At 53.6% G+C, this 13,258-nt stretch carries 9 protein-coding genes; 8 read left to right on the top strand and 1 reads right to left on the bottom strand.

The genetic code is table 11. From position 1 onward, the window contains the following. Window positions 1-128: 128 nt before the first annotated feature. From IEY24_RS25305 to IEY24_RS25340, 8 genes are all read left to right on the top strand, one after another. Entirely contained in the window at window positions 129-371 is a 243-nt protein-coding gene (locus IEY24_RS25305) for a hypothetical protein (RefSeq protein ID WP_019940967.1), read from the top strand. 131 nt (window positions 372-502) lie between these two features. Further along, entirely contained in the window at window positions 503-3,550 is a 3,048-nt protein-coding gene (locus tag IEY24_RS25310) for a SusC/RagA family TonB-linked outer membrane protein (protein WP_188937644.1), read from the top strand. A gap of 24 nt (window positions 3,551-3,574) precedes the next feature. After that, window positions 3,575-5,107, top strand: coding sequence for a RagB/SusD family nutrient uptake outer membrane protein (locus IEY24_RS25315; protein WP_188937645.1), 1,533 nt, complete (start codon window positions 3,575-3,577; stop codon window positions 5,105-5,107). A gap of 31 nt (window positions 5,108-5,138) precedes the next feature. Then, entirely contained in the window at window positions 5,139-6,539 is a 1,401-nt protein-coding gene (locus IEY24_RS25320) for a sulfatase family protein (protein WP_229223127.1), read from the top strand. Continuing rightward, complete coding sequence (locus IEY24_RS25325) at window positions 6,536-8,308, top strand: arylsulfatase (RefSeq protein ID WP_188937648.1); 1,773 nt, start codon at window positions 6,536-6,538, stop codon at window positions 8,306-8,308. Before IEY24_RS25320 ends, IEY24_RS25325 begins: the two co-directional genes overlap by 4 nt. A 4-nt stretch (window positions 8,309-8,312) precedes the next feature. After that, on the top strand, window positions 8,313-9,734 hold the full coding sequence (locus IEY24_RS25330; RefSeq protein WP_188937651.1) for a sulfatase family protein: 1,422 nt from the start codon (window positions 8,313-8,315) through the stop codon (window positions 9,732-9,734). Beyond that, the gene (locus IEY24_RS25335; protein WP_188937653.1) at window positions 9,734-11,230 is read left to right on the top strand and encodes a sulfatase family protein; all 1,497 of its coding nucleotides are present in this window, start codon (window positions 9,734-9,736) and stop codon (window positions 11,228-11,230) included. The genes IEY24_RS25330 and IEY24_RS25335 overlap by 1 nt, the downstream gene beginning before the upstream one ends. Window positions 11,231-11,256: 26 nt before the next feature. Next, on the top strand, window positions 11,257-12,456 hold the full coding sequence (locus tag IEY24_RS25340) for a mandelate racemase/muconate lactonizing enzyme family protein (RefSeq protein WP_188937655.1): 1,200 nt from the start codon (window positions 11,257-11,259) through the stop codon (window positions 12,454-12,456). A 35-nt stretch (window positions 12,457-12,491) separates the two neighbouring features. Here IEY24_RS25340 and IEY24_RS25345 read toward each other — a convergent pair whose 3' ends face one another. Further along, window positions 12,492-13,190, bottom strand: a complete 699-nt coding sequence (locus IEY24_RS25345; protein ID WP_188937658.1) for a DUF421 domain-containing protein — start codon at window positions 13,188-13,190, stop codon at window positions 12,492-12,494. Window positions 13,191-13,258 lie beyond the last annotated feature (68 nt).

Consider the following 13,258-nt stretch of genomic DNA (forward strand, 5'->3'; position numbering starts at 1 on the left):
TTCTAGTGGTATCATATCAGATCTTTGGGGAAATAAGCAGGCTATGATTTTTGATTTATTATATTTGTATATTAAATCTATAAAATTAATAGATTAATAAAATTCAGAAACGACTAAATACGAGGCGCATGAAAACCTATCAACTCAAACTCACATATCCGGAGACGCTCAGTGTACACCATATCACTTCATTGGTAGAATCGGTCAAAGGGGTCAGAATCCAGCGATTGAACATCATCGGGCGAGGGCGCGAGTTTGTGGGGGTCCTCGTAGTGGAAGCTTCGGGCCTGCTGCATTATGACTCACTCGTTGAACGCATTCGCTCCCGCCAGGAAGTGCTGCTCGACGAACCCGAAATCGCTCCGCTTTAACTGCCGCATTCTCACCCAATAGTATTTTAATTTCGACCTGCTGCTATAATGCTTCTGTCTGTGGGGAGTGTTATAGCAGCTTGCGTTTACCTATAAGCGTTACCCATTTCTTACTCACCTGATCGTCATACATGAAGCGAATTTTATTGTTTACAATGCTGATGCTGGCCGCCACGCTGGCCTCCGCACAAGAAACCGTGAAGGGTCTTGTGAAAGACCATATCGGCCAGTCGCTGCCGGGAGCTACGGTCGTCCAGAAAGGCACTTCCAAATATGCCGTAACGGACCCGGACGGGACATTTGAAATCGCAGCTGGCAAAGAGTTTCCCTTTACGTTGCAAATTAACCTTACCGGCTACGAGCAACAGGACGTCGAAGTCTATGAACTCTCGACCGCGCCCATTGATGTGGTGCTGAAAACAGCCAATGTGCTCGATCAGGTGGTTGTAATCGGGTACGGAACGCAGAAAAAGGGTGATTTAACCGGCTCTGTATCATCCATTTCTACGGGCGATCTCAAAGGTGTACCCATCAGTTCGCTCGACCGCGCCTTGCAGGGGCGTGCGGCGGGTGTGCAGGTCACGCAATCGTCGGGGCAGCCGGGAAGCTCAGTGAGCATCAAGATCCGCGGCGGCAACTCCATCAACGGCGCGAACGAACCGCTGTATGTCATCGATGGATTCCCGGTTTACAACAACAATAGCTATGCCGATGCGGGCGTTACCAACGGCCCCACTATCAACGCATTATCTACCCTGAACCCCAGCGATATCGAATCCATCGACATTCTCAAAGACGCTTCCGCCACAGCCATTTACGGCTCGCGCGGTGCGAACGGCGTGGTGATTATTACCACCAAAAAAGGGAAGCAGGGCAAGAATGTGATCACCTACGACGGCTACTATGGCGTTCAGAAAGTATTGAACAGGCTTTCGTTGCTGAATGCGCAGCAATGGGCGCTACTAAAAAACGACGCGATGGCCGACTCCAAAAAGGCACCCGCGTTCAGTCAGACGGAAATCGATAGCCTGGGGAGGCCGGGCGTCGGTACCGACTGGCAGGACGAGGCATTCCGCCAGGCGTCCATCCAGAACCACAGCCTTTCGTTTTCGGGAGGGGATGAGAAGACCCGCTTCGCATTGTCGGGTAACTATTTTAAACAGAATGGGATATTGCACAATACAGACTTCGAGCGCTACTCTTTCCGGATCAATATCGACCGCGATATGACGAAGCGTTTTAAGATCGGTTTCAATTTTACGGGCAGCAAGTCGTCGGCCCAGGTAGCACCGGAAAACGTGGTGCCCAACCTGCTGCAAATGCCGCCGACCATGCCTGTTTATGACCCTACCAGTGCTAACGGCTTTACATTAAGAAGCATTTACGACACCCCGCTGGCCAACCCTATTGCGACGCTATTCCTGCAAGTGAACGAAACCCACATTTTCCGCGGCTTCGGCAACGCTTATGGCGAGTACCAGATCGCCGACGGCCTCAAAGCCAAGGTTTCGCTCGGTACAGACATTCTGCTCAATAAACAAAACCGCTACCTGCCATCTACCTTGCAGGAGGGCAGCGGGCTTAACGGCCAGGGCATTGTAGGGAATAAGAACACCATCGGCTGGCTGAACGAGAACACATTGAGCTACAATAAAGCTTTCAGCGAAGACCACGCCCTCGATGCCGTGGTGGGCATCACCCAGCAGGCATCCACCACCGAAAACACCATAGCCCGCGGTGCTACTTTCGTGAGCGACGATTTCAGCTACCACAACCTCGGCGGCGGTACCACTTTCCAGAATGCCTCGTCCAATTATTTCAAATGGACGTTGCTTTCGTACCTGGGCCGGGTGAACTATACTTTCCGTAGCAAATACAACCTCACGCTCACCGCCCGGGCGGATGGCTCTTCGAGGCTTGGTAAGGACAAAAAATGGGGCTTCTTTCCTTCGGCTGCATTCTCGTGGAACCTGGGTCGGGAGGATTTTATGCGTAATGTGCAGGAAATCAGTAACCTGAAATTTCGTGTGAGCGGAGGTGTGACGGGCAACCAGGAGATTGCACCCTACACGTCGCTCGCACAGGAAGCGTATTACAGCTATTTGTTCGGCCGGAAACTCGTGGCGGGTTATGCGCCGAACGGCATTGCCAACCCCAACCTCGGCTGGGAGCAGACCGCACAATATGATGCCGGTATCGATTTGGGTTTATTCAAAAACCGCGTGAATGTAACGCTGGATGCCTATTACAAGAAAACGACCGACCTGCTGCTCGACGTGCCGCTGCCTTACACAAGCGGTTATCCCAATGCATTCCAGAATTACGGAAGCGTGGAGAACAAGGGGATCGAGCTGTCGATCAATACCGTGAATTCCGAAGGCGCACTTGGCTGGACGACAGATTTTGTTTTTTCTACCAACCGTAACAAAGTGCTAAGCCTTGGCCCCGGTGTGAGCTCGGTGATTTCCGGCGTGTCTATCGCGCAGGTGGGCTATCCGCTAGGTTCTTTTTTAGTATTGAAAACCAACGGCATATTCCAGTCCGGCGACGATATCGCGAACCTGCCTAAGTTTAATGCGAACGACAAGGCCGGTAGCCAGCGGTATGTGGATGTGAGCGGCGCGAACGGGACGCCCGACGGTACCATCACCCAGGCTTACGACCGTGTGATAGTAGGCAATGCACAGCCGAGGTTTATTTTTGGATTAACCAATAATTTCTCCTACAAAAATTTCGACCTGAATGTGCTGCTGCAAGGGCAGTCGGGCAACAAGGTATACAATGCCAATCAGGCCAACCTCGAACTCGGTACAGGCTACATTAATGGCTCCACCACCATGCTCGACCGCTGGACGCCCACTAACCCGAGCAATGTGATCCACCGGGCCATCGAAAACCCGGCCGTGACCGTCTCCGACCGCTATATTGAAAACGGGTCGTACTTGCGGCTGAAAAACCTGAGCCTGGGTTATTCGCTGCCGGCTTCGATTACGGGCAAGTTAGGGATCAGTCAATTGCGCTTTTACGTCACCGCGCAAAACTGGGTAACCTGGACGAAATACACGGGCTACGATCCCGAAGTGAGTCGCAACGAGCAGGCCACGCTCACACAAGGCGTCGACAACGGGGTTTACCCTGCCAGCAAAACCTTTCTGGGCGGTTTGACGCTCACATTCTGATCAGAAGATTTTAGGAAAACAACCATGAGAAAATTCAGTTATCAAATACAAAAAAGCCTGCTGGCCGCAGCATTATCTGCATTGCTGGGCGGCTGCGTGGACCTGGAAGAATCACCGAAATCGTTCGTTTCTTCCGACCAGTTTTTCAAAACCCAGGCCGATGCCCTCGCCGGCGTCAGCGCGATATATTTCCGCCTCAATTCTAGTGGGCAAACGCCCTACCACATCCTTTTTTCGACAGGTATGGACATGATGAGCGACGATGTGCAGCCGGGCCCGGGCGCGACCAATGCGGATGTGCGCTCACAATCGGTGCTCTCGCATTCGTCCACGGGCCAACGCGTGCGCGAGATCTGGCAGCAGCATTACGACGCGGTCAACCGTGCGAACATCGCCATTGACAAAATCCCCCAAATTGCGATGGACGAAACGTTGCGTAGCCGCCTTGTGCTGGAAGCGAAGTTCTTGCGTGCATTGTTTTACTTCAACCTTGTGCGCCTGTATGGCGATGTGCCGCTGATTTTGCATGAAACCACTTCACTCAGCCCGGCCGACCTGTACGTGGAGCGCACACCTGTGGAGCAGGTTTATCAGCAGATTATCCAGGATTTGAAGGATGCCGAAGGGCTGCCCAATGAGCCATTCGCCAAATCGGGTGCGAAATACAGTGCGGGAGATGCCGGGCGTGCTACCGGCGGCGCGGCGCGGTCGTTACTGGCGAAGGTGTACCTGACGCGCTACGATTATCCCAATGCGATCCAGAAATCGAAAGAAGTAATCGACGGGCCGTTCGGCTACGGGTTGTTCGCTGACTATGCGCATGCTTTTTTGCCCGCTCATAAAAACGGTATAGAGCATATTTTCTCGGCCCAGTTCGAATCCAATGCAGATTCGCACGGCAACAACCAGGCCATGCGGGAAGCGCCCACGGGCATCCCGGGTCTGAACGGCAACTTCGCCGAGCAGCCGTTGCCCGGCATTTACGAACTTTATTCAGCGAACGACAAGCGCCGGGACGTAAGTTTTATCACTTCCATTGTAAGTCCGGCCAATGGGCAGACCTATAAACTGACTGTGAAAGATCCTGCAACAGGTGGTACGAAGCCCAACCCGCATTTCAACAAATGGTGGGACCCTGCACAGGCCGGTAACCTTTCGCAATCGGCGGCGAACGTGTCCATATTGCGTTTCTCGGATGTACTCCTGATCCACGCCGAGGCCGAAAACGAGCAGAATGGACCTACTGCCGCGGCATATGCTTCCTACAACAAAGTACGCCGGCGGGCGGGCCTGGCCGATCTTACCTCAGGGTTGTCGCAGGCACGTTTCCGCGATTCGCTGCGCGTAGACCGCCGTCTGGAATTTGTATTCGAATACTCGCGCTGGTTCGACCTGATCCGCTATAAACCATTAGAAGGGCCTGATTCTTACCTTATTAAATCCTTGCACGCCGCCGGTAAAACGAACGCGCAACCCAAGCACTACCTGTACCCGATCCCCCAGCAGGAGATCGATAACAATCCGAAGTTGCAAGGGAAGCAGAATCCGGGGTGGTAGGGTATTATCAGAAGGACAATCACCAAAACATATGCTTGAATCATTCAAAATCTGCATTATTCTCAACGTTTTCATATTGCTGTCGACAGCGGCGGTCGGCCGTCGAAAGCCGGCCGACGCAAAACCAAACATCGTCATTATCATGGCCGACGACCTCGATAGCCGGCAACTGAGCTGCTATGGTGGGCAAAACCTGAAAACAACGCATATCGATGCTCTGGCGAAGGACGGGTTGAAATTTCAGAACCTGATTGCCTCGGAAGCGATGTGCGTGCCCACGCGCGCGTCGCTTTTCACGGGGCTGTATCCGGTGCGGCACGGCTCGTTTCAGAACCATAAGCCGGTGTACGACAACCTGAAAAGCGTAGGGCATTACCTGGCAGGCCTTGGTTACCGGGTAGGGCTCACGGGCAAGGATCATGTGACGAAGCCCAAAAGCATTTTTCCGTTCGATATTGTCGAAGGTTTCGAACCCAACTGCGTGGCGCCCACCGACGATTACCGCCTCGACGACGTGAAGAAGTATATTACCGCCAGCGACAAGCCCTATTGCCTGTTCGTTATGAGCATTAATCCGCACGCACCATGGACGGTAGGCGACACGACCGAATTCGATGCCGCGAAGCTGAAATTGCCAGCCAACTGGGTGGACACGCCCGTTACACGCAGGCAATTTGTAAAATACCTCGCCGAAGTGCGGAGGCTGGATGATCAGGTAGGGGAGATCAATGCATTGCTGAAACAAACCGGGCAGGACAAGAATACGATCCTGATCTTCCTCGGCGAGCAGGGTGCGCAATTCCCCGGGGCAAAATGGAACCTGTACGACACCGGCCAGCGCAGCTCGATGGTTGTGAAATGGCCGGGAAAAGTGAAACCGTCGTCGGAAACCCGGGCATTGGTACAATATGAAGACATCACCCCTACTTTGATCGACATTGCGGGCGGAAAGCCTGTTGCGGGTCTCGACGGCCGGAGCTTTTTGCCGGTGATTACCGGTAAAAGCAAAGAGGCGCGTAATTATGCATTTGGCATCCATAACAATATCCCGGAAGGCGATCCGTACCCGATCCGCAGCATCCGCGATCATCGTTACAAGCTGATCCTCAACCTCACACCAGACAAGCAGTATTACAACCGCTTCATGATGGACCGTAACCGCAAAGACCGCAATACCGTGTGGTTTTCGTGGGTGGACGATATCACCGACCCGAATGCCAAAAAGATTACCGATCGCTTTCAAAACCGGCCTGCCGTGGAATTTTATGATACTGAAAAAGATCCGTTTGAGCTAAAAAACCTGGCCGCCGACCCGCAATATGCGCAACGCATTGCCGGGCTCAGGACGAAGCTCGAAGGCTGGATGAAAGAGCAGGGTGACGAAGGCGCTGCCATTGATAGGGTTTATCCCAAAAAGCAGGAAGCGAAATGAAGCGGCTCACGATCCTAATCCTGGTAATAATGGCGATCGGCGGTCGATGGTCGGCCGTCTATGCTCAGAAACGTGCCGTCGGCCGTCAGGCACCCAACATCCTCCTCATTATGACGGACGACCAGGGTTATGGCGATTTCGGCTTCACGGGAAATCCGCACGTAAAAACGCCGAATATCGATCAGCTGGCGGCGCGCTCAACGCGATTGACCAATTACCACAACTCACCCGTATGCGCTCCAACGCGTGCGAGCCTGCTTACGGGGCGCTATCACCAGCGCACGGGCGTGCACGATACCTACAATGGCGGGGCTATAATGGCTGCCGGGGAGACCACTTTGCCCGAAATTCTTTCCAGAAACGGTTACCAAACAGGCATTGTCGGTAAGTGGCATTTGGGCGATAACTATCCGTTCCGCCCATCCGACCAGGGCTTTCAGTACAGCCTCGTTCACGGCGGTGGCGGCGTGGGGCAGCCCGGCGATTTCTACGAGAACTTCATCCGCACCGACAGCAGCTACTTTAATACGGCCCTTTCGGAAAATAACCGGAAAGTACAGCGACAGGGTTATTGCACGGATGTTTTCACCGATCAGGCCTTGGAATTCCTGAAAGAAAAGAAGGCTGCGCCGTTCTTTCTCTACGTCTCCTACAATGCCCCGCATACCCCGCTCCAATTGCCGAAAAAGTATGAGAATATGTACAAGGACCTGGCATTCGACACCGAAACCGACCGGCAGGAAGGCAAGGCGTGGGCGAAAATGACCGACAACGACAAGGCAGCAGCCCGCAAAGTGTACGGCATGGCGACCAATATCGACGACAATGTGGGCCGCATTCTCGCAGAACTTAAAAAACAAGGTCTCGAAGAAAACACGATCGTCATCTTCCTGACTGACAATGGAAATCAGCAACTGCGCTTCAATACCGGCTTCCGCGGATTGAAAGGCAGCACCTGGGAAGGCGGTACGCGGGTGCCGTTCCTGATTTCGGGTGCAGGACTTTTTGAGCAGAATAAGGATGTAAATGCATTACTGGCACATATCGACGTGGTACCCACTTTGCTGGAAGCCGCGAAAATACCTTTGCCGGCCAGCATTAAAACGGACGGTCGCTCTGCGTTAAAGACCATTCAGGGCAAGCCGGCGGCTTCGCGCACTTTTTACAACTCCTGGAACCGCGGTTGGCCGGAACCCTACCGCAATGCGGCTTTTTACCAAAACAATTACAAACTCGTAGCATCCAATGCGGACGGCGACGACCTGGACACGTTCGGATTGTTTGACCTGGAAAAAGATCCTTTTGAGCAAAACAACCTCGTGCAGTCGCAACCCGCGTTGGCCAGGCAATTGAAAAAAGGATTGGACAGCGTCTTTACCGATATTTCAAACAGTCCCAATCTGACACCCAGACACGTGATCGTAGGCTCGCCTCACGAACCGGTGTCCATCCTCACGCGTCAGGACGCCAACGGAACCAATATGGGCGCCTGGCTCTCCGACAAAGCGACGGGCTACTGGAATATCACCATTGCGCAGGACGGTTATTACAACCTTCGCTCCATTCACACCGCGCCCATCGCCAAAGGCACAAGAAGCCTCGTGCGGGTAGGCCATGTGCAGCGGAGCGCCGTTGCGAAAGGACATAGCAATGCTGTTCCGATCAATAAAGTGTGGTTAAAAAAAGGGGATTACCTCGTGGAGTCGTGGTTTGAAGGGCAGGGAGGGGTGACGGGGCCGTATTATGTAGAAGTTTCGATAAATAAATAGAAATATGATCAAAAAAGTAATCGTTGCCTCTTTGCTTCTTACCATGATATTCGGGCCTACCCACGCTCAGAAGAAGAAAGCGCCCCAGCCCCCCAATATTGTCCTCATCGTTTCCGACGACCATAGCGCGCCGTTTCTGAGCAGCTATGGCTACCCGCAGATCAAGACGCCGAATATCGACCGGCTCGCGCAGGAGGGTATACGCTTTACGCGCGCTTACACGCCCGCGCCACAATGCGTGCTCTCGAGGGCGGCGATCATGACCGGGCGTAACACGCTCGATGTGCAGATGACCCGCTTCTCGGCCCCGCTGGACGCCTCGGTGACGGCCTATCCGGAATTGTTGCGCAAGGGCGGTTATTACACCGGTATCCTCGGTCGGAACTTCCACCTCGACGGCAACCGTCGTGTACCCGAAACGGTGGCTGTGCTGGAAAAATATGGTTTGGAAACCTTCAAAAACCGCGTCGACTACCTGAATGCAACCGGTAACCGTGACAGCATTTTCCAGCAGTACACCGAGTTCCTCGACAGGGCACCGAAGAATAAGCCATTTTTCGTGCAGGTTGGTTACAGCGACCCGCACCGGATTTTCAATGCTAAAAACTTTGAACCCGATCCGCAATCCCTCACATTACCGGGCCATTGGCCGGATACGAAAGGCGTCCGGGCTGACTTTGCGTCGTATCTCGGCGAAATTCAGCGGCTTGATAGCGACGTGGGCCGTGTTTTGGAGGATTTGAAAAAGCGGGGGCTGGAAGAAAATACGCTCGTTGTGTTCATCGGCGATAATGGCGGTGCATTGCTGCGAGGCAAGGGCACATTATACGACCTCGGTATTCATGTCCCGCTGATTATCCGCCATCCGAAGTTGATCAAGGGTGGGCAGGTAAGCGATGCGCTTGTTTCGGGCATTGATATTGCACCTACGTTCCTCACTGTTGCAGGTGTACCTATTCCGAAAGAAATCACCGGTAAAAGCCTCACGCCCGCATTCGCCGATCCGCAGCAGGGAGGCCACGAGTACATCTTTGCCGTTCGCGGTGCGCATGGACAGGGATTGCCTACGAACTCTTCCAATTTCGATTTGGGTAGGACGATTTTTAACAAAAGATACAAGCTGATCTACAATGCGATCTGGCAGATTCCGTACCATCCGGTCGATTTTGCGGGACAGCCGTTCTGGCTGGAATTAAAAGAGCAGCACGCAGAAGGCAAACTGGACGAGAAGTACGATAAACTGCTCTTCGCCGACCGTCGCAAGATGTTCGAAGTTTACGATTTACAGGCCGATCCCGATGAAACCAACAACCTGTCGGGCAGAGCGGAAGTAGCCAAGGTCGAGCAGGATTTGAAAACCCGCTTGCAGGAATGGATGATTTTAAACAGAGATTATTTACCACTACCTATTGCTCCTGAGAACTGATGAAAACATTTCTTACCAACCTCCTGCTCCTGACAGGCAGTTTCGCCGTTGCGCAGCAGGAAAAACCGGTGGCCGGGCCACGTCAGGCCCGGCCCAACATCATCCTCATCTATACCGACGACCAGCGTTTTGATGCACTGAGCGTGGTCCAGAAAGAGCAGGGCGATAAGGCGCGGTTCCCGTGGTTCACGACGCCCAACCTCGACCGCCTCGCCAGCGAGGGTGTGCGGTTCAGGAATGCATTTGTGATCAATTCCCTGTGCTCGCCCAGCCGTTCGACGATGCTCAACGGGCGCTATAATCACTTGAATGGCATTGCCAATAACCATACAGGATTGACTGACACGACCGTCACTTATGCTACGGAACTGCACAAGGCTGGTTACCGCACCGCCTTTTTCGGGAAATGGCATATGGGTAAGGAAACCGGCAAACGCCCTGGGTTCGAATATTCGGCCAGTTTCGTAGGCCAGGGCCAGTATTTTGATTGCCCGATCGAAATCAACGGAAAACCTGAGCCGAGCACAGGCTGGGTGGACGATGTTTCTACGACAAATGCCATTGACTACATCCGCCAGCATAAGGGCGAGACATTCCTCGTAACGCTCGCATTTAAATCGGGACACGGCCCATTCCAGCCGCCGATACGGCATAAAGACACTTTCGCGGATGTAAAACTCACGAAACCTGCCACCGAAAATCTCGATTCGCCATACAAAGGCCAGATCGAAACCCCGCGCCGTCAAAACGGCAACGGCGGACAGAATGCAGCCCAGAATACCAACACCGGTAAGTCATGGACCGAAAACAACGAACAGAAGATCCGTAACTACTTCGGCGCGATCAAGGGCGTGGATGAAAATGTCGGCCGTGTATTGCGCACGCTCGATTCGCTGAAACTCGACGAGAACACCGTCGTGATATTTTCCAGCGACAACGGGTTTTTCTTCGGCGAGCACGGCCTCGGCGATAAACGCGCGGCCTATGAAGAGTCGATCCGCATTCCGTTGCTGGTACGTTACCCGGCCCGTTTTCCCAAAGGCAAGAAGATCGATAAGATCGTTCTGAACCTCGACAACGCGCCGACTTTGCTTGATCTGGCGGGTATTCAGGCCCCGGCGTCGTTCCAGGGCAAGAGCTGGGTACCACTCATTGAAGAGAAGGCCAAAGACTGGCGGACTTCATTTCTGTATGAATATTTCTACGAAACACCTTTCAATACGCCCACCATCAAGGCTATCCGCACCGAAACCGGCAAGCTGATCCAGTACCCGGGCGAAGAGGGTTGGTCGGAGCTGTACGATCTGTCCAAAGATCCGAATGAGACCACCAACCTGTACCAATCGGCAGGCGGCGAAAAGTTAAAGAAACAGCTGCTCGGCGAGCTGAGCAAGCAGGAAAAGGCGACTGGCTACGTCAATCCCGACTACGCCGATGCCCGTCCGGTGGATGAGAAGGGGCAGTACAAGCGGCCTGTAAAGGAGGTGATACCATGATGCTACGTCGTCGGTTTCTTCAAAACATGGCTTCGCTGCCTTTGCTTGCGCAGGATTTTCCTGCGCGGGATGCGAAGCTCCTCATTACGGACATCCGCGTTCATGAAGTCAAAGTGAACCAGCGCGGGAATTGGCATTTTATCGAGCTGCTGACCAACAAGGGCATTACGGGGCTTGGCGAGGCTTCGCATGGGTTTTCGGCTGCGGTGAAGGATGGTGGCGGGCAATTACGGGCGGAGCTGAACAGTCTGTTTCAACTTGTGAAAGGGGAATCGCCCTTCGCGGTGGAGCAGTACCGGCAGCGTGGTTTTCAGAAGGCATTTGAGCGGGGCAAGATTGCCATTACGGCATTCAGTGCTATCGAACATGCTTTGTGGGATTTGAAAGGAAAGGCGCTCGGCGTGCCTGTTTACGAGTTGCTGGGCGGTAAGCTGCGCGATGCGTTGAAGGTGTATGCCAATATCAACCGGGCTACCAATGAACGGGACGCCAATGGCCGCCGGCTGATCAGTGCATTCGAGGCTAATGCTGAAAATGCATTGAAAAGCGGTTTCAAAGCCGTGAAGCTAGCACCTTTCGACGATATGAAGCCTTTGAAAAACGCGACTGAAACCCAAATTGCCGCTGATATCGACTATGCGATAAGCTGCATCGAGGCTGTAAGGAAGACCATTGGCCCGGATACCGATCTGCTGATCGACGTACATAGCCATTTGAACCAGGAACTGGCTATTTCTACGGCCAAACGTTTGGAAAAGTCCCATTTATACTGGTTCGAGGAGCCCGTCGATCCGCAGAAATTCCCGGTCGAAACGCGCGCCATTACCGATGCCACACAACAGCCATCGGCAGGTGGCGAGTCCATTTTTGGCCGCCAGGGCTTTGCGGAACTGATCGCCACGCGTGCGCTCGATGTGATCATGCCTGATGTGAAGCATTGCGGAGGCATTCAGGAGCTGCGTTTCATTGCGGCATTAGCGGAAACGGCGGGGAATATCGCTATCGCGCCGCATAATCCCAGCGGCCCGGTTTCCACGGCCGCCAGCGTACAGGTCTGCGCCTCAATTCCCAACTTTTCTATTCTTGAATATGCCTATGGCGAAGTCCCGTGGCGTGCGGAGCTGCTATCGCCCGCCGAGCGGTTCGAAAATGGCTTCATCCGTGTACCCGACGCGCCCGGGCTGGGTCATAAGCTGCATGCCGCTGTGCTGGCGAAGTACAGGTGAGATTCGTGACGGTCGACCGTCGGCCGTCACGAACCTCACCCAATCCGTTTCGCATTCGAGGCCTCTATCCATTCGTGCGTGTCGCATTCGGGGCAGGTTGGGAGCGTGGTGATTTCCCTGCCATTGCGCACGCTGCCGCATTTAGCACAGGCAATGTAATCGCAGTTTTTGTTGCCGGCGAACTTGCGTTTAAGCTCGTCGGGGAAGATGGGCAGGCCGTACCTGACCTCGTCATCGGCGTAAAAGAGGATGCTGAATTCGCCGGATGTTTCGATGAGCACGGTCCGTACCTGGCCGAGGTGCTCCACATGGCTCAGCCGGAGCGCGGCGAAGAATTCATCTTGCGAGAGCCCCGAGTCGCGGAATGCGTCCAGAAGCAATTTGCCGTCGCGGATCACGTAGAGCGGCTCGCCTTCCAGAATTTTTTCAACCTTTACGAAGCGGTCCGAAAGCCTTGTGACGATGATGTAGAGTGTAATCACCACCAGGAAAACTACGAGCGCGGGCAAAATACCCACATCTTCATAAAACATCGGATCGCCCGCCGCCGAGCCCAGGCCGATAATAAGCACCAGCTCGAAAACAGACAGTTGTTTGATCCCCCGCTTTCCCGAAGCACGAAGCGCAACGAGGATGATTACGAACATAATGATGGTCCTGACCACCACTTCCAGTAGGAAAGTAAAGGGATGGTCGTGCATGAGGATTTTTCTCCAATCGGCGAATTCAGGCATGGCAAGCGGATGGTTTGCCTATATACGTGCAAAATGCGTGCCGGGCGGTCGAAGCGTTGGTACTGTGC

It is taken from the genome of Dyadobacter endophyticus, from assembly GCF_014641595.1.
In the GTDB taxonomy this organism is placed as follows: Bacteria; Bacteroidota; Bacteroidia; order Cytophagales; family Spirosomataceae; genus Dyadobacter; species Dyadobacter endophyticus.

Excerpts from the sequence above, each read along its gene's own strand:
- IEY24_RS25325 (WP_188937648.1), top strand. The coding sequence starts at position 6,536 with ATGAAGCGGCTCACGATCCTAATCCTGGTAATAATGGCGATCGGCGGT.
- IEY24_RS25310 (WP_188937644.1), top strand. The coding sequence starts at position 503 with ATGAAGCGAATTTTATTGTTTACAATGCTGATGCTGGCCGCCACGCTG.
- IEY24_RS25315 (WP_188937645.1), top strand. The coding sequence starts at position 3,575 with ATGAGAAAATTCAGTTATCAAATACAAAAAAGCCTGCTGGCCGCAGCA.
- IEY24_RS25320 (WP_229223127.1), top strand. The coding sequence starts at position 5,139 with ATGCTTGAATCATTCAAAATCTGCATTATTCTCAACGTTTTCATATTG.
- IEY24_RS25335 (WP_188937653.1), top strand. The coding sequence starts at position 9,734 with ATGAAAACATTTCTTACCAACCTCCTGCTCCTGACAGGCAGTTTCGCC.
- IEY24_RS25340 (WP_188937655.1), top strand. The coding sequence starts at position 11,257 with ATGGCTTCGCTGCCTTTGCTTGCGCAGGATTTTCCTGCGCGGGATGCG.
- IEY24_RS25330 (WP_188937651.1), top strand. The coding sequence starts at position 8,313 with ATGATCAAAAAAGTAATCGTTGCCTCTTTGCTTCTTACCATGATATTC.
- IEY24_RS25305 (WP_019940967.1), top strand. The coding sequence starts at position 129 with ATGAAAACCTATCAACTCAAACTCACATATCCGGAGACGCTCAGTGTA.
- IEY24_RS25345 (WP_188937658.1), bottom strand. The coding sequence starts at position 13,190 with ATGCCTGAATTCGCCGATTGGAGAAAAATCCTCATGCACGACCATCCC.